The following is a 23,116-nucleotide window of genomic DNA, read 5'->3' on the forward strand; positions in this document are numbered from 1 at the left end:
TTGGCTCTGAATCAGCCCCCCGTCACCGCTGAAGATGAACCCGGCACCATGACTTCAGTCGCTATGATAACGATCAACAGCCCGACCATGACCGGCACGGATGTGCGTTTAACAACTTCGAACGGCGAGATTTTTGCCATCCCCGCCACCGCCACGACCACACCGGAGACCGGGGAGATCGTCCGGCCCAGGTTGGATGCCTGCAGCATTGGAATCGACAGATACGCCGGGTTGATGCCCGATGACTGCGCCAGCTTAGGGATCATTTCGACGAAAGCATAGAACGGGGCGTTACCAGAGCCGGTGGTCATTGCTGCCAGCATAGTCAGAATCACCAGCACCAGCATCAGAATGATGCTTGCCGACCCAAACGAGGTGGCGATGGAGATCAGGCTCTGGATGAAGCCAATTGTACTCAGACCCTGCGCGAAAACACCTGCTGCGACTAACAGCATCACCACATTCGCAAACGCATCGGCCATACCGCGATACGCCACTTCCAGACCTGAATACACTTTCTGGGTATTGAAACCCCGGACAAATTCCAGCACCGCCGCGATAAGCATACAAAGCACCAGAATCGTGATGATATGTAACTGCGGTCCCCACTTACCATCAAAAATCAGCACCCCGATAATCGGCGTAAACGGCAGAATGGCATAGAATGCCGGTGCTGTGGTGGTGATTTCATTCACGTCCAGCATTTCGTGGGCTGCATTCTCTTTTTTATCCAGATAGCGCTGCCAAAAATAGTGCGCAATTGCCATCCCGATAATTGCCGCAATAGAGATGGGCAGCGTGGTTTTAAAGGCAAAATCGATCAGCGGCATTTCGGCTGCTTTGGCGGCCAGCACCACGTCGCCGGAGGTGGGGGAAAGGATAATCGCGGCAGGTGAGGCACAAATAGCCGCCGCAGCACCACGGCTAATTCCCACGTTGACCATGATGGGGAAAAGTGTTGCCATCAACAACACGCCAAGTCCGGTGGCGGAAGAAACCGCAAGGGACATCAGACAGGCGACAAAATAGGCGGCAATCATCAGCAGATAAGGTGAGTTGATGTACTGCAACGGTTTTGAGGCCAATTTCACGACCATATCATTCGCGCCGATGTGGGTCATGTAGGCGGCAAAACCGCAGAGCATCATGATCATCATGCCGAGATCGCCGCCGCGACTCATCAGCAGGATCTTGATGTATTCAACAATATCCGTCGCAGAATAGCCCGTCGTAGCCTCGCTGGAGGGTAGCACTTTATGGCCCATTAATGCGCTGATAATCAGTAGCGCCAGGCCGCCAACAAAGAGCACGCCGGTTGCTGAATACCCTTTAATGATGTAGCGCGCTACACCCACAATAACGACAACTCCAATTAGGAGTTCGATAAATGTCAACATTGTTTCCCCTGTCGCGTAGACACCCAGAAGTAAAATTAAGAAAATGCTAATAAGCTGGTGTAAAAATGTGCCGAATAAGTGCCTGCTACTTGCTGATTAAAATCAATAAACAGAACGATTAGTCAATCGTAAGCAATTATTTTTACGGTGGCGTGATGAAAACGAAATTATTTTATTTTTTATATTTTGGAAAATTCTTAATTGTTTCTTATTTGTTTTATTCGAGATGCTTTATTGTTAATGAATGGCATCGAAAGAGTGTTTGTAGCGTAAATGGATGAAAATCATACAACATCTCACTGATAATCTAGTGATAAATAACCTTGCTAAGAACGAGGCTTAATTACGGTATTTCGAATCTTGGAACAATCTGATTTATCTCAGCGCAGCCGCTGTTAAGGTTTCATTCAAGTTATTATTGATACAATACAGACTGAACTTAAGAATGGTAATAAACGTTGTGAGTACAGTTAAAAAATATTTTCTTCTTTTTTCATTTCTTTTTATTCAGTTAGCGATACTGCCGCGTGCAGTAGCAGAAGAAAAAGGGTGGTTTACGACCTTTACAGACAATGTTGCCGAGACCTGGCAGCAGCCTGAACATTACGATTTGTATATTCCCGCCATAACCTGGCATGCGCGTTTTGCCTATGATAAGGAAAAAACCGATCGCTATAACGAGCGTCCGTGGGGCGGTGGCTTTGGTCAGTCGCGCTGGGATGAAAAGGGGAACTGGCACGGCCTTTACATAATGGCCTTTAAAGACTCATGGAATAAATGGGAGCCGATTGGCGGTTATGGCTGGGAAAGTACCTGGCGACCTCTGCCGGATGACAATTTCCGTCTGGGTCTCGGGTTTACCGCCGGTGTGACGGCGCGCGATAACTGGAACTATATCCCTATTCCTGTCCTGCTGCCGCTGGCCTCCATCGGCTACGGTCCGGCAACGTTTCAGATGACCTATATCCCGGGTACTTATAACAACGGTAACGTTTACTTTGCATGGATGCGATTTCAGTTTTGACCTGGAAAATGGGTAAAAATGAATATAAAACAAATAGTTATAAGGTTGCTCGGAAAAAATAACGCGACATTTATCACTTTTTACCAAAGTTGGACTGGACAAAGCGTACCACAATTGGTGTACTGATACCCGACACAGCATTTGTGTCTATTTTTCATGTAAAGGTAATTTTGATGTCTAAGATTAAAGGTAACGTTAAGTGGTTTAATGAGTCCAAAGGATTCGGTTTCATTACTCCGGAAGATGGCAGCAAAGACGTGTTCGTACACTTCTCTGCAATCCAGACCAATGGTTTTAAAACTCTGGCTGAAGGTCAGCGTGTAGAGTTCGAAATCACTAACGGTGCCAAAGGCCCTTCTGCTGCAAACGTAACTGCTCTGTAAGCTTTCGTCAGCAAGATTTCAAAACCCGCTAATAAGCGGGTTTTTTTGTCTCTAGTGAGCGCTTGAGGCGGAAAACAGCCAGAATGCTAACGCCGTCATCGCGAACGATCCCAGCAGGTTGATTAACACATTCAGCAACGCCCAGCCCAGTCGCCCTTCCTGAAGCAGGAAGACCACTTCCGCTGAAAAGGTGGAGAAGGTCGTCAGTCCGCCGCAAAAGCCGGTAGTAATCAGCACTTTCCACATTGGGTCGATGTTAGTCATGCGACTAAACCATGCCAGCCCCATCCCAATGATAAATGCACCCAATAAATTTGCAGTCAGGGTTCCCATTGGAATCGCCTGATGCAGGGGATTAAACCTCATACTGAGCATCCATCTCGCTACACTTCCTGTGCCACCACCGATAAAAACCGCTAAAAGAAGTTGTAACACCGCATAATCCTGCTATTTGGTTTGATATATAAGATAAGTGTAACGCTGAATAATCATCGTTGGCGAGCCTGATAAACCTGAACGGAGGAATTATGCTGGTTGCTGCGGGGCAATTTGCCGTCAGTCCTGTGTGGGAAAAGAATGCAAAGACCTGTGTCACGCTCATGTCGCAGGCGGCGAAAAACGGTGCGTCATTACTGGTTTTGCCAGAGGCGTTGCTGGCGCGAGACGACTCGGATCCCGAGTTGTCGGTGAAATCCGCCCAGCATTTAGAGGGCGATTTCCTGAAAATACTGCTGCGGGAAAGTGCATCGAATACGATGACCACTATCCTCACTGTTCATGTTCCATCGCTACCCGGTCGCGCAGTGAATACGCTGGTGGCGCTGCGCGAGGGCAAAATTGTGGCAAGCTATGCCAAGCTACACCTTTATGACGCATTCTCCATTCAGGAGTCCCGCAATGTTGATGCCGGCAACGCCACCGCGCCGTTGCTGGACGTTGAGGGCGTCAAGGTGGGCCTGATGACCTGCTACGATTTGCGCTTTCCCGAACTGTCGATAGCTCTCGCGCTCCAGGGGGCAGAGATATTGGTTCTGCCGGCAGCATGGGTGAAAGGATCGCTAAAGGAACATCACTGGTCGACATTGCTGGCGGCTCGCGCGCTGGACACAACCTGCTATATAGTTGGCGCAGGGGAATGTGGAAACAAAAATATTGGTCAGAGCCGTATTGTCGATCCGTTTGGCGTGACCATTGCCGCAGCTGCAGAGTTGCCGACGCTCATTATGGCGGAATTCTGCGCTGAACGGATCCGTCAGGTCCGGGCGCAATTGCCGGTCCTGCGTAACCGTAGATTTGCGCCACCGCAATTATTATGACGTTTTTTTAAACACTGCTTGATTCACCTTGTTACAGATTGCTATTGTGTGCGCGCGTCAAATGACCGTTAATATTCTCAGGTTAATAAGGCGTTCTATGCAGCCTGTTTTAAGTCAAGAAGGTATCTATGGGTGAGATTAGTATTACCAAACTGCTGGTGGTTGCCGCACTGGTCGTTCTGCTGTTTGGGACCAAGAAGTTACGTACGCTGGGCGGAGACCTTGGCACGGCAATTAAGGGTTTTAAGAAAGCGATGAATGATGACGATGCGGCCGCGAAAAAAGACGCAGACAGCACCATTCAGGCTGAAAAACTCCCTCATAAAGAGTAATGCCCGGAGCAGGATGCTCATCCGTTGACTCTGACGATAAAAAAACCCGCGAATTTAGCGGGTTTTTTTATCGGCGAAATGTAAGTATTCATTACGGAATTACTTCACTTCCATTCCTTTTGCCTGCAAATCGGCATGATAAGATGAACGGACGAAGGGTCCACAGGCTGCATGGGTAAAGCCCATCGCCATCGCTTCCGCTTTCATCTCTTCAAACTCATCAGGGCTCACATAACGCTGCACCGGCAGGTGATGGCGGCTAGGTTGCAGATACTGCCCCAGCGTGAGCATGGTTACACCGTGACGACGCAAATCACGCATCACTTCAATAATTTCATCATTTGTCTCGCCAAGACCGACCATCAGACCCGATTTGGTCGGGATTTCCGGATGCGCTTCTTTAAAGCGTTCCAGCAATTTGAGTGACCAGTTGTAGTCTGCGCCCGGGCGAACCTGACGATAAATGCGAGGTACGTTTTCAAGGTTATGGTTAAAAACGTCCGGCGGCGTCGCCGTCAGAATCTCCAGCGCGCGATCCATACGGCCACGGAAGTCGGGCACCAGCGTTTCAATCTTAATCGTAGGGCTTTTCTCACGAATAGCGGTAATGCAATCGGCAAAGTGCTGAGCGCCACCGTCACGCAGGTCATCACGGTCAACGGAAGTGATCACTACATAGCGCAGAGCCATGTCAGCAATCGTTTGTGCCAGCTTAACCGGTTCGTTGGCGTCAGGTGCCACAGGGCGACCGTGGGCGACGTCACAGAATGGGCAACGACGGGTACAAATGGCGCCGAGGATCATAAACGTGGCGGTACCGTGGTTGAAACACTCAGCCAGGTTTGGGCAAGAGGCTTCTTCACAAACAGAATGCAGGCCATTCTTACGCATTGCTGCTTTGATGCCCTGGATACGAGTGGAGTCCGCTGGAAGCTTAATTTTCATCCATTCCGGTTTGCGCAGCAGGGCTTCGCGCTCTGTTGCCACATTTTTGACCGGGATAAGGGCCATCTTATCGGCATCGCGGTATTTAACACCGCGTTCCATCACAATGGGTTTACTCATAGCGTGCGTGTTCCAGTTGCGAATAACGAGGGAAAGCGTTTTAATTCAAGGAAATGTTGTATTTATCAACTATTTTTGAATTCACTGCATGCAGTATATCATTGAAACGGGTCTTAAAGCAGCCAGAGTGGCCGGCAAAATGTAAAATAGTTGTTGTTTTGTGCCATTTGACCAGCATCAGTTTTGACCAGGTAGCAACAATTCATTTTCAGAAAGCGTCGCGGATCACCTTGATAACGCTCTCCAGTATGGGATCGCGTAAGCTCAGCTTATTGTAGTGCAGCGAGAAATCGATTTTTTCATGATTCAGGGAGGGGTGGGGGACCCGCTGAAGCGGCCAGCAGTGGCTGAACAATGTGAAGAAACGCGCGGGCATAACACCCACCAAATCGCTATGGGCAATGATCGATGCCAGCGTGAAAATGTTGTAGCTGCTAAAGCTGATTTGCCGATCGGGGAACAGCTCCTGGATACGCTGGCGCAGGAGTGTGAAGCTTTGTCCTTCGATCATTAACAAACTATGTTCTGCGTCATCGAGGGCTTCAGGGGTCAGGGAGCGCGTCAGGGAAGGGTGGTTCTGGCGACAGACCAGTTCGATTTTATCTGAAAACAGAACATGGTTCTCTACTGCGCGGTTGCTGTAGATGTGGTTATCAATAATGAAGTCACTCTGAAACTGACTGAGTTGTGTTTCGGCGTCATGGACGGGGATATTACGCAGATGCAGTTGCGGATGGCGCGTTTTAACGGCGTGATAAATCGTCGGCATCACCAGTGCGCCAATAGATGGTGTCGTTCCAATCGTAATCGTGCGTTGTTTATCGTAACTGCCGGTGAGATCCAATGCGCCGAGAATGGACTCCAGCCCCTGGCTAATATACTCGTGCAGATGAGTGGCATAGGTGGTGGGTGTCACGCCCTGGCCTTTTCGAATAAACAGAGGGTCGGGAAATATCGTTCGCAGTTTCTGAATGGACTGGCTGATCGCGGAAGGCGTCAGATTGAGAATTTTCGCGGCGTTGACGATCCCTTTATGGACATAAACAGCTTCGAAAATAGTCAGCAGGTTCAGGTCAATATTTCTTAGCGTTCTGAAAATTTGCGGCTTATCTTCGGCTCGATGTTCGTAGAATTGTCCTTTCGGCTTACTATTTTCACTCACGTTCTTACTCCAATTTAATTCACATCATAAATAATAGTGATGCTTGTATTTGTTGTAAGCATGCGTTTTACACCACTATTGTTCATCTCGCGGTATCGATAACCATTTATGGCAATTGATTGAAGGTTTAACGTTCGTATAAAGAAAAATCCTACTTCGTTTTTTTATGACGAAGTAAACTCGTTAAAAATTCAAGCTAAGACAAACAGAAAATATAGAAACCAGGGGACATTGTAAAGCATTTGAACGGGAAGGGGAGCAATGGCTCGTGAATTTTTGGGCCATTGCATTCAATAAGTTAAGCAGTAATATATTCGCAAGTTGGATTATTTAGCAGCGCTAAAATATTGGCTAATAATCGTGGTTGGATATTATCTGTTGTCGCCTGAGTATTCCATTGAGATATTTTCGCCATTTCCATACCGGCATAGCCGCATGGATTAATTCTTAAGAAAGGCGAAAGATCCATATTAACGTTTAATGCGAGTCCGTGAAATGAACAGCCGCGACGAATACGCAAACCAAGGGAACATATTTTCTTTTCGCCGACATAAACGCCAGGCGCATCCGCACGTGGGTGGGCCTCAATATCCAGCTCCGCCAGAGTATTCACGACGGTCTGTTCCAGCAGCGTGACTAATTCCCGCACGCCCAGTTTGCGACGTTTAAGGTTGAACAGGACATACATGACCTGCTGGCCCGGTCCGTGATAAGTCACCTGCCCACCGCGATCGCTTTGAATGACCGGAATATCACCGGGCATTAAAACATGTTCTGCCTTCCCTGCCTGACCCTGAGTGAAAACCGGATAGTGCTCAACCAGCCAGATTTCATCGGGAGTCTGTTCATCGCGAGTGTTGGTAAAGTCGTGCATGGCCTGGGAGACGGGTTCGTAGGGTTGAAGACCGAGCTGGCGGACCAGTATTTTATCCTGAGACAAAACAGCATCTCCGTAGAGAAATAACCAATAGGGGAGAGAAGTATATCACAGTGAAAAGGAGGCGAGGTGGGCACCCGAACACGGTCGGGGCCCGAACCTGGATTACAACACCATACGCACGATTTCGATGTTACCGAGTTCTTCGTACAGCGTTTCAACCTGCTCAATATGGGTCGCGTTGATGGTAATCGAGACCGAGTGGTAATTGCCTTTGCTGCTGGGTTTTACCGTCGGAGAGTAATCACCTGGCGCATGGCGCTGTACCACTTCAACCACCTGTTCAACCAGCTCAGGTAACGCCTGCCCCATAACTTTGTAAGTAAAAGGAGTAGGGAATTCAAGCAGTTCGTTAAGTTTGGTTTTCATGTCAGCTCCGGCGTAACGTAAATAAATAACAACTCCCGCCAGAGGGCGGGAGTTTTACTGATGCTTAGTATATGGGGATGGAAATCACACTTTCAAGTGTTCGATTTTTAACCAAACCAGTGATGGAACATTAATTTAATGTAATCAATGATTTTGCTGAAGAAGTTCCCTTCCGGGATTTCCTGCAGCACGACCAGCGGGCGCTGCTCAATGGTTTTACCGTCAAGCTGGAAGTTGATGGTTCCGACAACCTGATTCTTCTGTAGCGGCGCATGCAGCTCTGTGCTGTTCAGTACATAGCTGGCTTTCAGGTCCTTCATGCGGCCACGCGGAATGGTCAGATAGACATCTTTATCAACCCCTAAGGAGGCGCGATCGGTATCACCAAACCAGGAGGGTTCAGACGCGAACTCTTTGCCTGCTTTCAGCGGATTAACCGTTTCGAAGAAACGGAAGCCCCAGGTCAGCAGTTTCTTACTTTCGGTTTCACGCCCTTTATAGGTACGCCCACCCATGACCGCTGAGATCAAACGCATCTGACCTTCCGTCGCGGAGGCAACCAGGTTGTAACCCGCTTTGTCCGTATGGCCTGTTTTGATGCCGTCCACCTTCAGGCTGTTATCCCATAAAAGCCCGTTACGGTTCATCTGACGAATACCGTTAAAGGTGAATTCTTTCTCTTTGTAGATAGAATATTCGTTCGGCACATCGCGGATCAGTGCCTGACCAATCAGCGCCATATCACGGGCAGAGCTGTACTGACCGTCGGCATCCAGACCGTGAACCGTCTGGAAGTGAGTGTTTTTCAGACCCAGCACGTTCACGTAGCTGTTCATCAGCCCGACAAACGCATCCTGGCTGCCAGCTGCAAAGTCAGCCATCGCAACGCAGGCGTCATTACCAGACTGAAGGTTAATCCCGCGAATCAGTTGAGATACCGGCACCTGCATGCCCGGCTTCAGGAACATCAGCGATGAGCCTTTAAAGACCGGATTACCTGTAGCCCAGGCGTCATTACCGATAGTGACCAAATCCGTTTCTTTAAATTTGCCCGCTTTCATTGCCTGACCGATAACATAGCTGGTCATCATTTTGGTCAGACTGGCCGGGTCGCGACGCGTATCGGCGTTTTGTTCCGCCAGCACTTTACCGGAGTTATAGTCAATGAGGATGTAAGACTCCGCGTCGATCTGCGGAACACCCGGGATCATGGTTTTGATATTCAGGTCATCGGCATGCGCGCCTGAAATAGCGGCTGTGCAAAGAGCCGTGGTGAGCGCCATGCGCTGCAGGAAACGAGCGGAAAAAGTGGTCTTCATGGTCTGAACTACGACGTCCGTGATGGAATTAAAAAAGTGCCCTACTATAGCAAATGCAATACCGGCAGGCATCTGACTTTCCGCATGACTTTGTTAACGTAGTTAACGTCATTTACAGAAACTGACACTTCAGATGCCTGTGTTACATTATTGTGCGCCGGTAATGAAGGACTGTAATTGGGCTTCAGATTGTAAGCGCTGCTGCAGTGCGCTGGCCTGCGCTTTGCTGGCGAACGGCCCGAGCTGAATGCGCCACACCGCGCCGTTCTGCGTGACGCGTCCCGGAACGCCAAACTGCTGGCTTAAGCGCTGTTGATATTGTTGGGCACGCCCCTGATCGCTCACCGCGCCGACCTGTACTACGTAACTGCCGCTGGCGGAAGCGGCGGCAGGCGCAGCCGTCGCAGCGGGTGTTGCTGCCGGTGCACTGACTGGCGCGCTAACGGGCGCCGCAGCCGTGGGCTGTGGTGCTGGTGTCGGTTCACTGCCTTCCAGTACGCCTGCGGCCAGGGTCGTTGGTGCGCCCAGGAACCCGCTGCTTTGAACCGGCGCGCCGGCATTATCTTCACTTTGCAACGTGGAATTACTGATGGCGCGAACGTCACCCTGAGGCTGCATCGCTTCCGGCGCAGAGGAGGCGCTGCCCATACCGCCGCTCAGGTCCGGGCGAGCGGGAAGGGCGTATGTCTGTTTTGCCACTGTGGTACAGGCCATACCCGGACCAGAGAGTGAACCATCTTGTGCCACAATAATCGGATCGATACGCACTTTGGTGTTATTGGAGGTATTCAGACGGTCGGCAGCGGCACGCGACAGCGAAATCACGCGATCGTTGCCATAGGGACCGCGATCGTTAATGCGCACCACGATCATTCGCCCATTGGCGAGGTTAGTGATTCGCGCATAGCTCGGGATCGGTAACGTCGGATGCGCAGCGGTGAGCTGCATCGGATCAAACGCTTCCCCTGAGGCGGTCAGATTGCTACCGGGTTCGGCATCGTAGATCGCCGCGAACCCAGCCTGACTAAAGCGTGAGGCATCCTGCACAATTTTGTAGCTCTTACCGTCTCGCTGGTAATCCTGATTAGCGGTCGGGTTGAGCGGTTCAAAACGCGGATCGGCCCCGCTGATTTCAACGACGGGTCCATTACATACCGCCGGCTGCGGCGCGACGGTATTCTGTTGCTGACCATCATCACTTGTACATGCCGCGAGCAGCATAATTCCTGCCGCGACGCAGACACCAGGCAACTGCTTACGCATTGCACACCCCTTACACGCTTTTCGATAACATTTTTCTGTGGGTGTGGATCGACATGACAATCCCAAACCCGGCCATCAACACAATCAGTGCTGAGCCTCCGTAACTGACTAACGGAAGCGGAACGCCTACAACAGGCAGAATTCCACTTACCATACCAATATTAACGAAGACATAAACGAATAAAATCAGCATTAAACCACCGGCCATCACGCGACCAAAAGTGGTTTGCGCGTGGGCGGCAATCCACAGGCCACGCATAATCAGCAGTATATACAGCGCCAGCAGGATCAGTATCCCAATCAGACCAAGCTCTTCCGCCAGCACGGCGAAGATAAAGTCGGTGTGGCGTTCGGGTAAAAATTCCAGTTGCGACTGGGTACCGTGTAGCCATCCCTTACCGCTCAAACCGCCGGAACCAATCGCAATTTTAGACTGAATGATGTGATAACCGGCGCCCAACGGGTCGGTTTCCGGGTCAAGTAACATCATTACACGCTGGCGCTGATAGTCATGCATCAGGAAGAACCACAGGATCGGGATGAATGCCGCGACCAGCAGCACAGCGACGCCAATTAAACGCCAGCTCAGACCCGAGAGGAACAGCACGAACAGCCCGGAAAGCGCGACCAGAATCGAAGTTCCGAGGTCAGGCTGTGCCGCCACCAACAGCGTCGGCATAAAAATCAGCACCAGCGCGATGGCCGTGTTCTTCAGGGACGGCGGACAGACGTCGCGGTTGATAAACCGGGCGACCATCAAAGGAACCGCGATTTTGGCGATTTCAGAAGGCTGAAAACGGACGATACCGAGGTCGAGCCAGCGCTGCGCGCCTTTAGAGATTGCCCCGAAGGCATCGACCGCCACCAACAAAATAATACAAAAAATATAGAGATACGGCGCCCAACCTTCATATACGCGGGGTGGGATCTGCGCCATGACCACCATGATCACCAGGCCCATCGCAATTTGACCGACTTTACGCTCCATCATGCCAATGTCCTGACCGCTGGCGCTCCAGATAACCAATGAGCTATAAACCAGCAGAGCCAGTAAAATCAACAACATGGTGGGATCAATATGGATTTTATCCCAGAATGTTTTTTTGTTCGGATTATCCGTCATGATTATTGATCCTCCGCCGCTGCAACCGCCGGGTTTTCCGCAGGCAGGTCGGTGTTGTTATCGCCCAACATGATGTGGTCAAGAATCTGGCGCATAATAGTCCCCACCGCCGGGCCCGCCCCCCCGTTTTCCAGGATGATGGCGACGGCCACCTGCGGATTGTTATAGGGGGCAAATGCGGTCATCAGTTTATGGTCACGCAGACGCTCGGCAATTTTATGTGCGTTATAGGTTTCGTTGGCCTTCAGGCCAAAGACCTGGGCGGTACCGGATTTAGCGGCAATTTTATACGGCGCGCTGGCAAAATATTTATGCGCGGTCCCGTTGCCACGGTTGGCGACGCCATACATGCCGTCTTTCGCCAGTTCCCAGTAGCCAGAGTGAATATCGCCGACCGGAGGTTCCTGCGGTTGTACCCAGGGAACCTTCTTGCCGTTTTCTGCGGTACTCATCAGCAGATGAGGTACCTTCACCACGCCGTCATTAATCAGGATCATCAGCGCCTTACTCATCTGAATCGGCGTTGCCGTCCAGTAACCCTGACCGATGCCGACCGGAATGGTGTCGCCCTGATACCAGGGTTTTTTAAAGCGTTTGAGCTTCCATTCGCGGGTAGGCATGTTGCCGGAACGCTCTTCCGCCAGATCGATACCGGTATAGTGACCATAACCGAATTTGCCCATCCACTCGGAAAGGCGATCGATCCCCATGTCATAGGCGACCTGATAGAAGAAGGTATCGGCAGATTCTTCCAGCGATTTGGTGATGTTCAGGTGTCCGTGACCCCATTTCTTCCAGTCGCGGTAGCGTTTTTCTGAACCAGGCAACTGCCACCAGCCAGGGTCAAACAGGCTGGTATTGCGGGTGATAACGCCTGCACTTAACGCAGAAACAGCGACATACGGTTTCACCGTTGATGCTGGTGGATAAACCCCCTGCGTTGCGCGGTTAACCAGCGGCGTGTTCGGATCGTTTAGCAGGCCGGAGTAATCTTTGCTTGAGATGCCGTCGACAAACAGGTTCGGGTCATAGCTGGGCATCGAAACCAGTGCCAGCACGCCGCCGGTGCGCGGATCCGTGACCACGACCGCAGCCCGGCTACCGGCGAGGAGCGTTTCGATATACTGCTGTAGTTTGAGATCCAGCGTCAGATAGATGTCGTGCCCGGCCTGCGGCGGAACTTCTTTGAGCTGGCGAATAACGCGGCCCCGGTTGTTGACTTCGACTTCTTCGTAGCCGGTCTGACCGTGCAGCACGTCTTCGTAGTAGCGCTCAATCCCCAGTTTCCCGATGTCATGGGTGGCAGCGTAGTTAGCCAGTTTGCCGTCTTTATCCAGTCGCTCAACGTCTTTATCGTTAATCTTCGACACGTAGCCAATGACGTGGGTGAGCGCAGAACCGTACGGGTAGAAGCGGCGTTTATAGCCTTTCACTTCGACGCCGGGGAATCGATACTGGTTAACGGCAAAACGCGCCACCTGCACTTCGGTCAGGTTAGTTTTAACGGGAATAGAGGTAAAACGGTGCGAACGCGCGCGCTCTTTCTTGAACGCCGCAATATCGTCATCGGTCAGGTCGACGATATTGCGCAGGGCATCCAGCGTTTGCTGCACGTTATCGACCTTCTCGGGCATCATTTCGACCTGGTAAATGGTGCGGTTCAGGGCGAGAGGAATGCCATTACGGTCATAGATGATGCCGCGGCTGGGGGCGATGGGCACCAGCTTAATCCGGTTCTCATTCGAGCGAGTCTGGTAATCGGTAAAACGGACGATCTGCAGATTATACAGGTTGGCGATAAGCACGCCGGTGAGCAGTAAAATACCCAAAAAAGCGACCAGCGCCCGGCGCACAAATAGCGCGGACTCAGCCGTATAGTCGCGAAAAGAATTCTGTAATTTCATCCGCTGCTTAGTCTACTCAAGCTCAATGATCACTCACGGTGATAAGGGTGATTAGTGGTAATGCTCCACGCCCGATACAGGCTCTCTGCCACCAGCACCCGGACAAGCGGATGGGGAAGTGTGAGTGCAGAGAGCGACCAGCTTTGTTCTGCCGCCGCTTTACAGGCAGGGGATAACCCCTCCGGCCCGCCGATTAACAGGCTGACATCACGACCGTCAAGTTTCCAGCGCTCCAGTTCGGTCGCCAGTTGCGGCGTGTCCCAGGGTTTACCGGGAATATCCAGGGTGACGATGCGGTTTTTGCCCGCGGTAGCCAGCATCTGCTCACCCTCTTTGTCGAGAATACGCTTGATATCCGCGTTCTTGCCGCGTTTGCCGGCCGGAATTTCGATCAGCTCAAAAGGCATGTCTTTAGGAAAACGCCGCAGGTACTCGGTAAAACCGGTTTGTACCCAGTCGGGCATTTTCGTGCCTACCGCGACAAGTTGAAGCTTCACGCATTAACTCCAGAGTTTTTCCAGCTCATACAGGCGACGGCTCTCTTCCTGCATAACGTGGACAATCACTTCACCCAGGTCAACGACGATCCAGTCGGCGACGCTTTCGCCTTCCACACCCAGCGGCAGCATTCCCGCGGCGCGAGATTCCTGGACGACGTGGTCAGCAATAGACATCACGTGACGGCTGGAAGTACCGGTACAGATGATCATGCAGTCGGTGATACTGGATTTGCCCTGAACGTCTAAGGCGATGATGTCCTGACCTTTAAGGTCATCAATTTTGTCGATTACAAAATCCTGGAGTGCTTTACCCTGCAAGTTTTCCCCCTGGGTGCATGAATGAGTATTAATAAGCCTGTCAGTATACCTGAACCCACCGCCCTTTCGGGACAAATGTTACCGGGCGGCTTTTGAAAGTGGGCTATCATCCCACCCCATGCAACAGAATGCATCGCCATTTTTGTAAAACAATTTCTGCAACAGGCTGAAGGGCGGGAAAAGTCTGGCAGCGGAGAATAGCAGCCTCTCCGGGGGTGTCAATGGGCGGAGCGTTTCTGGCGATAAAAAACAGATATTTTACTCGACGGGCGTCCATACCGCTCTGCTATTGAGCACCCGAAGCGTGGCAAAATCGCCAGTGAAATCAATGGCGCTCCAGCAACCTTGCTCAACGCGAAAATGCCACATTGCAGCGGCGGGCAGGGCAAGCAACCGGGCGATCAGCAGGCTGAGAACACCCTGATGGCTGACTATCAGCACATGAGAATGATGCTGATAATCGGCAAGCAGATGGATTACCTGCTCCACACGTTGTGCAAACGCCTGAAATCCTTCCCCATTGGTGGGAACGGCATTTTGCCAGTCGTTGCACCAGGCCGCATAGTTCTCGGCATCCTCACGAGCCAGATCCTGATGATGGCGCATTTCCCAGTCGCCAAAGAACATCTCATTGAGTTCAGGCTTCACCTGCAATGGCAGTTCACGTCCCTGAAGCACTAAACGCGCCGTGTGCTGCGCGCGCTCCAGTTCGCTACACAGCACCTGCTCAAAGGGAACCTGGCTGAGCAGCGTATTCAGCGTTTGCGCCTGCGCCACGCCGCGCCTGGTCAACGGCGTGGGAGCATGACCGCTGTACAATCCCGCTACATTGGCTTCGGTTTCACCGTGACGAACTAACCAGAGTCGCATTTTTCCCTCATGATACGTATTCGCGCAAAACATGATATTCGCCCTGAATGCGCGCGCTGTTTTCTCTAAAATAGCCTCTTTTGCCAGGAGCGGCACGATGTCTCTATTCAACAGCGCCCACGGCGGTAACACCCGTGAGGCTGCCGAACTGCTCGGGATCTCACCCGGGAAGTTGCTGGATTTTAGCGCGAATATTAATCCGCTGGGTATGCCTGAAAGGGTAAAACGCGCCCTTGTCGACAATTTACACCTTGCCGAACGTTATCCTGACGTCGATTACACCCATCTGCACGAGGCGCTTGCCCGGCATCATCAGGTGCCAGCCGAATGGATCCTCGCCGGCAACGGTGAGACCGAGTCGATCTTTACTCTGGCCAACGGCCTGAAACCGAGACGGGCGATGATCGTCGCGCCGGGATTTGCCGAATACCGCCGCGCGTTGCAGTGTAGCGAATGCGTCATTGATACGTTCATGCTCCGTGAAGAGGATGGCTGGCAGTTGACCGGGGCGATTCTCGATGCATTGACGGCAGAGCTGGACTGCCTGTTTTTGTGTACGCCAAACAATCCAACTGGCTTGTTGCCGGATCGCATCTTGTTGCAGGCGATCGCTGAACGCTGTAAAACGCTGGATATCGCGCTGATTCTTGATGAAGCGTTTATCGATTTTATTGCTGACGAGGCGGGATTCATTCCACTGTTAAAGGATAACCCGCATATCTGGGTCCTGCGTTCGCTGACAAAATTCTATGCCATCCCGGGACTGCGGCTGGGGTATCTCGTCAACAGCGATGTGCAGGCGGTCGCGACGATGAGGGCGCGCCAGATGCCGTGGTCGATCAACGCCTTTGCCGCACTGGCAGGGGAACAGGTGCTGGAGGATACCGCGTATCAACAGGCGACATGGCAGTGGCTGCGGGAAGAGGGCGGACGCTTTTATCAGCAACTGTGTGCGCTGCCGGGACTGACGGTCTATCCCGGCCAGGCGAATTATCTTCTGCTGTGTTGCGAGACCAATCTTCAGCGCGCTTTGCTGGCACAGCATATTCTGATCCGCAGTTGCGCCAATTACCCCGGCCTTGATGAACGCTATTTCCGTGTGGCAATACGCAGTCAGGAAGAGAACGATCGCCTGCTGGCGGCGTTAACTGGGGTGCTTAGCGATACAAACCGTGCTGATTGATGTAGTCCAGTACCGCGTGCGGCATCAGATCATCACAGGGTTCGCCGTTTTCCAGACGTTCCCGGATGATCGTGGCGGAAATATTGAACCACGGCGTCTCGGCGAGATAAATTTTCCCGGCCGGAAGCTGGTGCAGATCGTCAGGCGTATTCGTCAGATGCTGATCCAGCCACTGCTGATGCTGTTCCTGCGCCATTTCAAGCGGATAGCCCGGGCGGCGGCAGACAATCAAATGAGTATTGTCGAGAATCGTTTCATAGTCATGCCAGGTCGGGAAGGTCAGCAATGAGTCCTGGCCTATGATAAACGCCAGCGGGACATCCGGGCCTTGCTCTTCACGCCAGGCCTTCAGCGTTTGCGCCGTATAGGAAGGGGTGTCGTGCTTCAGTTCGCGTTCATCAAGGATAAAGAGCGGCTTGTCAGCGATCGCCAGTTCCAGCATGGTTTTGCGTTGCTCGCTGGTCGCCTCTGGCTGCGGTCGATGCGGGGGGACGTTATTGGGCATGACGATGACCCGCGACAGACCAATCAGATTGGCCAGTGTTTCCACGGGCTTGAGGTGACCATAGTGCACCGGATCAAAGGTGCCGCCAAAGAGAGCCTGTAACGATTTCATATCAGCCATCAATAAAAACTTCAGCCAGCGCTTTGTGGCAAATCAGCAGTGAGAGCCCTTCAAGCTCCGCCCAGACCGACTGACCATAGTCCTGCTTCAGCGTTAATTCTGTACGTGTCAGTAATTTTACCGCCTGACGTAACTGCGCCGGAGTGAGCCGGTTCAGCGCGTCGCCGATCATGCCTCGCCGGTTTTGCCAGACGCGATGCTTATCAAAAAGCGTGCGCAGCGGGGCGTGGGCCGACTGGCGTTTCAGCGTAACCAGCAGCAACAACTCGCGTTGCAGGGTACGCAGCAGAATCACCGGTTCGCTGCCTTCCAGGCGTAATTGTTGAAGAATGTGCAGTGCGCGCTTACTTTTGCCCATCACCAGCGCATCAACCCAATGAAAAGGGGTAAAGTGAGCGGCGTCGTTAACCGCCTGCTCAACGCGAGGCAGCGTGAGCTTACCGTCGGGCCAAAGTAACGATAAACGCTCCAGCGCCTGCGCCAGCGCCAGCAGGTTACCTTCATAGCAATAGCACAACAGTTGATTTGCTGCGTCATCCAGTTGCAAATTATTTTGCTTTGCGCGCGCCGCCACCCAACGGGGGAGTTGCGCCTGCTCCGGCGTCTGGCAACTGACCTGTACGCTTCGATCGGTCAGCGCTTTAAACCACGCGGCATTTTCCTGGGCTTTGCTGAGCTTGTTACCACGCACGATCAGCAGCAGATCGTCATGCAGCAACTGAACCAGCGTTGCCAGTTGTTCATTTATCGCGGCATTCGGGCCATTTTCGGGCAGTAGCAACAACAGCGTCTGACGGCTGGCGAACAGGCTCATCGCCTGGCATTGTGAGAACAATGCGTTCCAGTCGGTATTGTTGTCGAGAGTAAACGCGTGGTGTTCGTCGAACCCCTGAGTTGCCGCAACCTGACGGATGGCATCCTGGCCTTCCTGCAACAACAGCGGGTCGTTTCCGAGGAGCAGATACGCCGCGCGCAACCCTTCAGAGAGTTGCGCGCGAAGTTGTTCAGGGTACAACCGAATCATCAGTTACCCAGCGTGCTGGAGACACGCGTTGAAGAGGAAGCGGGAGCCGCTTCTTTATCGTCAACGGCAACCTCTTCTTGCGATGAGCGACGCTCCGCAGCATGGACGCTTGGCAGCTTACGAATGAGTTGCTCCGCCGCTCTGTCGTACATTTCTTTGATGATCATATCCTGCTCGTTATCCTTCGCCAGCGCCATCTGCGGGTTGTCGAAGAACGAACGGAACACCCGGACGCTGATAGGATAAATATCGTGACCAGGAATCAACACAGAGGCACTGACCGTCATAATCATCTGATATTCCGCTGTCTGACCATTCTGGAAGACAGACGCGGTATCTTTCGAAATGCTGACCCGGCCCAGACGCAGAGACGGCACGTCTTTACGCAGCGTACTCTTATCCAGTAGCTCAATGTCATTCAGACGCAGTTGGTTACGCACCGCACGGCTTAACGGACCATTCGGATCCCCCGTGTCGAGGATCATGGTTTTCATGGTGTCCGGAACCTGCGTGGTATTGCGCAGGTGCCAGCCACATCCGGCGGTGGTTAACACCGCCAGAGATAACAACAATGTTGCCAGATATCGCACGCTTCCTCCCGCGCTTAGCCAACGACCAGATTGAGGAGTTTACCCGGTACGTAAATCACTTTACGCACGGTAACGCCATCAAGATATTTTGCGACCAGATGTTCCTGACCCGCACGTTCGCGCACCTGTTCTTCTGTCGCATTCACCGGAACGGTGATTTTGCCACGCACTTTGCCGTTAACCTGCACCACGACCAGCGTGGAGTCTTCGACCATTGCGGCGTCGTCCGCGACCGGCCATGGCGCGTTGTCGATGTCGCCTTCGCCTTTCAGCGCCTGCCACAGCGTAAAGCAGACGTGTGGGGTGAACGGGTTAAGCATTCGCACTACCGCCAGCAGCGCTTCCTGCATCAGCGCGCGATCCTGCTCGTCATTCTGCGGGGCTTTCGCCAGCTTGTTCATCAGCTCCATAACCGCCGCGATCGCGGTGTTGAAGGTCTGACGGCGGCCGATATCATCGGTCACTTTGGCGATAGTCTTGTGCACATCACGGCGCAGCGCTTTCTGATCTTCTGTCAGCGCGTCAACGTTCAGCGGCGCAACATCACCACGGGAAGTGTGTTCGTAGACCAGTTTCCAGACGCGTTTCAGGAAGCGGTTAGCGCCTTCTACGCCGGACTCCTGCCATTCCAGCGTCATATCCGCCGGAGAGGCGAACATCATAAACAGACGCACGGTATCCGCGCCGTAACGCTCAACCATCACCTGCGGGTCAATACCGTTGTTTTTCGACTTGGACATTTTGCTCATGCCGGTATACACCAGCTCATGGCCTGCCGCGTCCTTCGCCTTCACGATACGGCCTTTCTCGTCGCGCTCAACGATTGCATCCACCGGGGAAACCCAGTTACGCTCGCCGTTTTCGCCCACATAGTAGAACGCATCGGCCAGTACCATCCCCTGACACAGCAGCTGTTTTGCCGGCTCGTCAGAGTTCACCATCCCGGCATCGCGCATCAGTTTGTGGAAGAAGCGGAAGTAGAGCAGGTGCATGATGGCATGTTCGATACCGCCAATGTAAATATCGACTGGCAGCCAGTAGTTAGCAGCTTTGGAATCCAGCATCCCTTCCTGATACTGCGGGCAGGTGTAACGCGCGTAGTACCAGGATGACTCCATAAAGGTGTCGAAAGTGTCAGTTTCGCGCAGCGCAGGCTGACTGTTAACCGTGGTTTTCGCCCACTCAGGATCGGCTTTGATCGGGCTGGTAATGCCGTCCATCACGACATCTTCCGGCAGGATCACCGGCAGTTGATCTTCCGGCGTTGGCAGTACGGTGCCATCTTCCAGGGTGACCATCGGGATCGGCGCGCCCCAGTAACGCTGACGGGAAACGCCCCAGTCGCGCAGACGGTAGTTGATCTTACGCTCGCCCACGCCTTTGGCGGCAAGCTTATCGGCAATGGCGTTGAAGGCCGCGTCGAAGGCCAGACCGTCAAATTCGCCGGAGTTAAACAGCACGCCTTTATCGGTCATCGCCTGTTCGGAAAGATCCGGCTCTGAACCATCGGCTGCCAGGATAACCGGCTTAATGGTTAAGCCATATTTGGTGGCAAATTCGTAGTCGCGCTGATCGTGACCCGGTACGGCCATGACCGCGCCGGTGCCGTATTCCATCAGCACAAAGTTAGCCGCCCAGACCGGGATCGTTTCGCCGGTCAGCGGGTGAACCGCTTTAAAGCCGGTATCGACGCCTTTTTTCTCCATGGTCGCCATGTCGGCTTCGGCCACTTTGGTGTTGCGGCATTCGTCGATAAAGGCTGCCAGTGCAGGGTTATTTTCAGCCGCTTTCTGCGCCAGCGGGTGACCGGCGGCAACCGCCAGGTAGGTGGCGCCCATAAAGGTGTCCGGGCGGGTGGTGTAGACGGTCAGCGTGTTGTCATAACCGTTCACGTTGAAGGTGATTTCCACGCCCTCAGAACGGCCAATCCAGTTGCGCTGCATCGTTTTCACGGTGTCAGGCCAGTGATCCAGCTTATCCAGATCATTGAGAAGCTCATCAGCATAGGCAGTGATTTTAATAAACCACTGCGGGATCTCTTTACGCTCAACTTTGGTGTCGCAGCGCCAGCAGCAGCCGTCGATAACCTGTTCGTTCGCCAGTACGGTCTGATCGTTTGGGCACCAGTTGACCGCGGAGGTCTTCTTGTAGACCAGACCTTTTTTGTACAGTTCGGTGAAGAATTTCTGCTCCCAGCGATAGTATTCCGGGGTACAGGTCGCCAGCTCGCGGCTCCAGTCATAACCAAAGCCCAGCATTTTGAGCTGGTTCTTCATGTAGGCGATATTATCGTAGGTCCACGGTGCCGGCGCGGTATTGTTTTTCACCGCCGCGCCTTCCGCAGGCAGGCCGAAGGCGTCCCAGCCGATAGGCTGCAGCACGTTTTTACCCAGCATGCGCTGATAACGCGCAATCACGTCACCGATGGTGTAGTTACGTACGTGGCCCATGTGTAGTCGACCAGAAGGATAGGGAAGCATAGACAGGCAGTAATACTTCTCTTTGCTCTCGTCTTCGGTAACTTCAAATGTGCGCTTCTCATCCCAGTGAAGCTGTACTTTGGATTCTATCTCTTCCGGGCGGTATTGCTCTTGCATGGCAGCCAGTGGTCCTGTTTTCAATACAGCTACAAACGTAGCTTTCGATGTGGTGTTTCAGATCCGCATAGCATAGCCCAAACGCCTGCGTCAAAACAGCCTTTCGCGCATTCAGGTTCGAATTCACGCAACGGTAATCCTTGCACGAATTTACATACTCTGTGGACAGTCTTGCAAAGCGCAACCCAAATAACGTCTATTATTATAGACAGTTAACGACCCAGGAGGCGAAACGATGAACAAGGTTGCTCAATATTACCGTGAACTGGTGGCGTCATTAAGTGAACGTCTGCGAAATGGCGAGCGTGATATCGATGCGCTAGTGGAACAGGCGCGGCAGCGGGTTTTGCAGGCCGGGGAGTTAACGCGAACCGAAGTGGACGAACTGATCCGCGCGGTCCGACGTGACCTGGAGGAATTTGCCCTCAGCTACGAAGAGAGCCTGGAGGAGGAGTCCGACAGCGTCTTTATGCGGGTAATTAAAGAGAGCCTGTGGCAGGAGCTGGCGGATATCACGGACAAAACGCAGCTCGAATGGCGTGAGGTGTTTCAGGATCTAAGTCATCACGGGGTATATCACAGCGGGGAAGTGGTGGGGTTGGGCAATCTGGTCTGCGAGAAGTGCCATTTCCACTTAGCGGTGTATACGCCGGATGTGTTGCCACTCTGCCCAAAATGCGGACACGACCAGTTCCAGCGCCGACCATTTGAGCCGTAATATAGCCTGATGACGATGCTGACGCATCTTATCAGGCCTACGGTGACTGATTATGTAGGTCGGATAAGCGTCAGCATCATCCGGCATTGATCACGCGTAAAACTTCAGCCGTTCTGCCAGCAGATCGACAAATCCCTGACGATCGACATCCACCATCACGGTGGCATTAGGTTTATTGCCCGTCAGGAAGTAATAGTCCACCACGGTCATTCCCTGGGTGTATTTCCCCTGCGTTTCCACACCGACCCAGCGTTCAACAGTGGTAAACAGTTCAGGTTTCAACAGCCAGGCGATGGTGCACGGATCGTGCAGTGGTGCGCCGGTAAATCCCCATTTTTCGTCTTTGTGATACTCAAGGAAGAAATCGAGTAGCTCGGCAACGATCGTGGAAATCGGGTTACCAATGGCGCGGAAGCGTTCGGTATCTTCGACATGAATTTGCGCTTTATGCGTGACGTCCAGACCGGCCATCACCACCGGAATCCCTGACTGGAAGACGATTTCTGCGGCTTCAGGGTCGACATAGATATTGAATTCGGCGACAGGCGTCCAGTTCCCCAGTCCCATTGCGCCGCCCATGATCACGATGCGGGCGATGTTGTCATGCAGTTCAGGATGGCTGTTCAGCAACAGCGCGACGTTGGTTTGCGGTCCGGTTGAGACAAGGGTGACCGGTTGTGCGCTTTCGCGCAGCGTCTTTGCCATCAGCTCAACGGCAGTACATGGCTGTGGCGCAAAGGCGGGTTCCGGTAGCGCCGGGCCATCCAGTCCGCTTTCGCCGTGGACGTTATCGGCAATGATCAGCTCACGCATCAAGGGCCTGGGCGCGCCGCCCGCCACTGGAATGTCCGTACGGTTCAGCAGCGTTAACATTCGCAATACGTTGCGCAGCGTTTTATTGGGTGTCTGGTTGCCGGCGGAGGAGGTGATGGCTTTAACGTCAAGTTCCGGTGAGGCGAGGGCGAGAACCAGTGCGATAGCGTCATCATGACCCGGGTCGCAATCTATGATTATTGGCAGTGCCATTGTTGCTCCTTATGAATGCTACTTTGTGGCAAGGGTAACGCTGGGGTGAAAATGATTCGAGGAGCGAGGCA

At 52.7% G+C, this 23,116-nt stretch carries 24 protein-coding genes; 6 read left to right on the top strand and 18 right to left on the bottom strand.

Going from position 1 to position 23,116, the window contains the following annotated elements; translation table 11 throughout:
* Positions 1-11: 11 nt before the first annotated feature.
* Entirely contained in the window at positions 12-1,397 is a 1,386-nt protein-coding gene (dcuC, locus tag QNN88_RS12475) for an anaerobic C4-dicarboxylate transporter DcuC (RefSeq protein WP_414240506.1), read from the bottom strand.
* 445 nt (positions 1,398-1,842) lie between these two features.
* On the opposite strand from dcuC, the gene pagP reads away from it, so the two are divergent.
* On the top strand, positions 1,843-2,421 hold the full coding sequence (gene pagP / locus QNN88_RS12480; protein ID WP_414240507.1) for a lipid IV(A) palmitoyltransferase PagP: 579 nt from the start codon (positions 1,843-1,845) through the stop codon (positions 2,419-2,421).
* A gap of 173 nt (positions 2,422-2,594) precedes the next feature.
* Positions 2,595-2,804 carry a transcription antiterminator/RNA stability regulator CspE gene (cspE, locus tag QNN88_RS12485; protein WP_000034826.1) on the top strand — a complete coding sequence of 70 codons (210 nt, stop codon included), beginning with the start codon at positions 2,595-2,597 and terminating at the stop codon, positions 2,802-2,804.
* Between the two features lie 51 nt (positions 2,805-2,855).
* Here the strand turns inward: cspE and crcB are convergent, their stop codons facing one another.
* Complete coding sequence (gene crcB / locus QNN88_RS12490) at positions 2,856-3,239, bottom strand: fluoride efflux transporter CrcB (protein WP_414240508.1); 384 nt, start codon at positions 3,237-3,239, stop codon at positions 2,856-2,858.
* Between the two features lie 92 nt (positions 3,240-3,331).
* Between crcB and QNN88_RS12495 the strand changes: the two genes are divergently transcribed.
* A complete protein-coding gene (locus QNN88_RS12495) occupies positions 3,332-4,120 on the top strand; it encodes a deaminated glutathione amidase (protein ID WP_414240509.1) in 789 nt (262 codons plus the stop codon).
* A gap of 128 nt (positions 4,121-4,248) precedes the next feature.
* Complete coding sequence (gene tatE / locus QNN88_RS12500; RefSeq protein ID WP_414240510.1) at positions 4,249-4,452, top strand: twin-arginine translocase subunit TatE; 204 nt, start codon at positions 4,249-4,251, stop codon at positions 4,450-4,452.
* 99 nt (positions 4,453-4,551) lie between these two features.
* Here the strand turns inward: tatE and lipA are convergent, their stop codons facing one another.
* The 11 genes from lipA to QNN88_RS12555 form a co-directional block, all read right to left on the bottom strand.
* Positions 4,552-5,517: a lipoyl synthase gene (lipA, locus tag QNN88_RS12505; RefSeq protein WP_414240511.1), complete on the bottom strand. Its 966-nt coding sequence runs from the start codon at positions 5,515-5,517 to the stop codon at positions 4,552-4,554.
* Between the two features lie 208 nt (positions 5,518-5,725).
* Entirely contained in the window at positions 5,726-6,679 is a 954-nt protein-coding gene (locus tag QNN88_RS12510) for a YbeF family transcriptional regulator (protein ID WP_414240512.1), read from the bottom strand.
* Positions 6,680-6,977: 298 nt separating this feature from the next.
* Positions 6,978-7,619, bottom strand: a complete 642-nt coding sequence (gene lipB / locus QNN88_RS12515; protein ID WP_414240513.1) for a lipoyl(octanoyl) transferase LipB — start codon at positions 7,617-7,619, stop codon at positions 6,978-6,980.
* A gap of 102 nt (positions 7,620-7,721) precedes the next feature.
* Positions 7,722-7,985, bottom strand: coding sequence for a DUF493 family protein YbeD (ybeD, locus tag QNN88_RS12520; protein WP_042320704.1), 264 nt, complete (start codon positions 7,983-7,985; stop codon positions 7,722-7,724).
* 107 nt (positions 7,986-8,092) lie between these two features.
* Entirely contained in the window at positions 8,093-9,304 is a 1,212-nt protein-coding gene (gene dacA / locus QNN88_RS12525; RefSeq protein ID WP_414240514.1) for a D-alanyl-D-alanine carboxypeptidase DacA, read from the bottom strand.
* A gap of 147 nt (positions 9,305-9,451) precedes the next feature.
* Positions 9,452-10,567, bottom strand: coding sequence for an endolytic peptidoglycan transglycosylase RlpA (rlpA, locus tag QNN88_RS12530; RefSeq protein WP_414240515.1), 1,116 nt, complete (start codon positions 10,565-10,567; stop codon positions 9,452-9,454).
* Between the two features lie 10 nt (positions 10,568-10,577).
* Complete coding sequence (mrdB, locus tag QNN88_RS12535) at positions 10,578-11,690, bottom strand: peptidoglycan glycosyltransferase MrdB (RefSeq protein ID WP_061076819.1); 1,113 nt, start codon at positions 11,688-11,690, stop codon at positions 10,578-10,580.
* Positions 11,691-11,692: 2 nt separating this feature from the next.
* Positions 11,693-13,594, bottom strand: coding sequence for a peptidoglycan DD-transpeptidase MrdA (mrdA, locus tag QNN88_RS12540; protein ID WP_414240516.1), 1,902 nt, complete (start codon positions 13,592-13,594; stop codon positions 11,693-11,695).
* A 29-nt stretch (positions 13,595-13,623) separates the two neighbouring features.
* Positions 13,624-14,091, bottom strand: a complete 468-nt coding sequence (gene rlmH, locus QNN88_RS12545) for a 23S rRNA (pseudouridine(1915)-N(3))-methyltransferase RlmH (RefSeq protein WP_414240517.1) — start codon at positions 14,089-14,091, stop codon at positions 13,624-13,626.
* Between the two features lie 3 nt (positions 14,092-14,094).
* Positions 14,095-14,412 (bottom strand): ribosome silencing factor, encoded by a 318-nt coding sequence (rsfS, locus tag QNN88_RS12550; RefSeq protein WP_012904988.1) that lies wholly within the window; start codon positions 14,410-14,412, stop codon positions 14,095-14,097.
* Between the two features lie 258 nt (positions 14,413-14,670).
* The gene (locus QNN88_RS12555; RefSeq protein ID WP_414240518.1) at positions 14,671-15,282 is read right to left on the bottom strand and encodes an adenosylcobalamin/alpha-ribazole phosphatase; all 612 of its coding nucleotides are present in this window, start codon (positions 15,280-15,282) and stop codon (positions 14,671-14,673) included.
* Between the two features lie 97 nt (positions 15,283-15,379).
* Between QNN88_RS12555 and cobD the strand changes: the two genes are divergently transcribed.
* Positions 15,380-16,465 carry a threonine-phosphate decarboxylase CobD gene (cobD, locus tag QNN88_RS12560; protein ID WP_414240519.1) on the top strand — a complete coding sequence of 362 codons (1,086 nt, stop codon included), beginning with the start codon at positions 15,380-15,382 and terminating at the stop codon, positions 16,463-16,465.
* On the opposite strand, the gene nadD is transcribed toward cobD, so the two are convergent.
* From nadD to leuS, 4 genes are read right to left on the bottom strand one after another with little or no spacing between them, the layout of a single operon-like run.
* Positions 16,440-17,081 (bottom strand): nicotinate-nucleotide adenylyltransferase, encoded by a 642-nt coding sequence (gene nadD / locus QNN88_RS12565; RefSeq protein WP_414240552.1) that lies wholly within the window; start codon positions 17,079-17,081, stop codon positions 16,440-16,442. The genes cobD and nadD overlap by 26 nt on opposite strands.
* A gap of 1 nt (position 17,082) precedes the next feature.
* Positions 17,083-18,114, bottom strand: a complete 1,032-nt coding sequence (gene holA / locus QNN88_RS12570; protein WP_414240520.1) for a DNA polymerase III subunit delta — start codon at positions 18,112-18,114, stop codon at positions 17,083-17,085.
* Positions 18,114-18,704: an LPS assembly lipoprotein LptE gene (lptE, locus tag QNN88_RS12575; protein ID WP_414240521.1), complete on the bottom strand. Its 591-nt coding sequence runs from the start codon at positions 18,702-18,704 to the stop codon at positions 18,114-18,116. The genes holA and lptE overlap by 1 nt, the downstream gene beginning before the upstream one ends.
* 14 nt (positions 18,705-18,718) lie before the next feature.
* A complete protein-coding gene (gene leuS, locus QNN88_RS12580) occupies positions 18,719-21,301 on the bottom strand; it encodes a leucine--tRNA ligase (protein WP_414240522.1) in 2,583 nt (860 codons plus the stop codon).
* Between the two features lie 235 nt (positions 21,302-21,536).
* Between leuS and QNN88_RS12585 the strand changes: the two genes are divergently transcribed.
* Positions 21,537-22,019: a zinc ribbon-containing protein gene (locus QNN88_RS12585; protein WP_044266378.1), complete on the top strand. Its 483-nt coding sequence runs from the start codon at positions 21,537-21,539 to the stop codon at positions 22,017-22,019.
* Positions 22,020-22,109: 90 nt separating this feature from the next.
* Here QNN88_RS12585 and rihA read toward each other — a convergent pair whose 3' ends face one another.
* Entirely contained in the window at positions 22,110-23,045 is a 936-nt protein-coding gene (rihA, locus tag QNN88_RS12590) for a pyrimidine-specific ribonucleoside hydrolase RihA (protein ID WP_414240523.1), read from the bottom strand.
* Positions 23,046-23,116 lie beyond the last annotated feature (71 nt).

Origin of the sequence: Citrobacter sp. ANG330, from assembly GCF_047467925.1 — a bacterium.
GTDB lineage: Bacteria > Pseudomonadota > Gammaproteobacteria > Enterobacterales > Enterobacteriaceae > Citrobacter_A > Citrobacter_A amalonaticus_G.

Excerpts from the sequence above, each read along its gene's own strand:
- dcuC (WP_414240506.1), bottom strand. The coding sequence starts at position 1,397 with ATGTTGACATTTATCGAACTCCTAATTGGAGTTGTCGTTATTGTGGGT.
- pagP (WP_414240507.1), top strand. The coding sequence starts at position 1,843 with ATGGTAATAAACGTTGTGAGTACAGTTAAAAAATATTTTCTTCTTTTT.
- cspE (WP_000034826.1), top strand. The coding sequence starts at position 2,595 with ATGTCTAAGATTAAAGGTAACGTTAAGTGGTTTAATGAGTCCAAAGGA.
- QNN88_RS12495 (WP_414240509.1), top strand. The coding sequence starts at position 3,332 with ATGCTGGTTGCTGCGGGGCAATTTGCCGTCAGTCCTGTGTGGGAAAAG.
- tatE (WP_414240510.1), top strand. The coding sequence starts at position 4,249 with ATGGGTGAGATTAGTATTACCAAACTGCTGGTGGTTGCCGCACTGGTC.
- lipA (WP_414240511.1), bottom strand. The coding sequence starts at position 5,517 with ATGAGTAAACCCATTGTGATGGAACGCGGTGTTAAATACCGCGATGCC.
- ybeD (WP_042320704.1), bottom strand. The coding sequence starts at position 7,985 with ATGAAAACCAAACTTAACGAACTGCTTGAATTCCCTACTCCTTTTACT.
- dacA (WP_414240514.1), bottom strand. The coding sequence starts at position 9,304 with ATGAAGACCACTTTTTCCGCTCGTTTCCTGCAGCGCATGGCGCTCACC.
- rlpA (WP_414240515.1), bottom strand. The coding sequence starts at position 10,567 with ATGCGTAAGCAGTTGCCTGGTGTCTGCGTCGCGGCAGGAATTATGCTG.
- mrdB (WP_061076819.1), bottom strand. The coding sequence starts at position 11,690 with ATGACGGATAATCCGAACAAAAAAACATTCTGGGATAAAATCCATATT.
- mrdA (WP_414240516.1), bottom strand. The coding sequence starts at position 13,594 with ATGAAATTACAGAATTCTTTTCGCGACTATACGGCTGAGTCCGCGCTA.
- QNN88_RS12555 (WP_414240518.1), bottom strand. The coding sequence starts at position 15,282 with ATGCGACTCTGGTTAGTTCGTCACGGTGAAACCGAAGCCAATGTAGCG.
- cobD (WP_414240519.1), top strand. The coding sequence starts at position 15,380 with ATGTCTCTATTCAACAGCGCCCACGGCGGTAACACCCGTGAGGCTGCC.
- nadD (WP_414240552.1), bottom strand. The coding sequence starts at position 17,081 with ATGAAATCGTTACAGGCTCTCTTTGGCGGCACCTTTGATCCGGTGCAC.
- holA (WP_414240520.1), bottom strand. The coding sequence starts at position 18,114 with ATGATTCGGTTGTACCCTGAACAACTTCGCGCGCAACTCTCTGAAGGG.
- leuS (WP_414240522.1), bottom strand. The coding sequence starts at position 21,301 with ATGCAAGAGCAATACCGCCCGGAAGAGATAGAATCCAAAGTACAGCTT.
- QNN88_RS12585 (WP_044266378.1), top strand. The coding sequence starts at position 21,537 with ATGAACAAGGTTGCTCAATATTACCGTGAACTGGTGGCGTCATTAAGT.
- rihA (WP_414240523.1), bottom strand. The coding sequence starts at position 23,045 with ATGGCACTGCCAATAATCATAGATTGCGACCCGGGTCATGATGACGCT.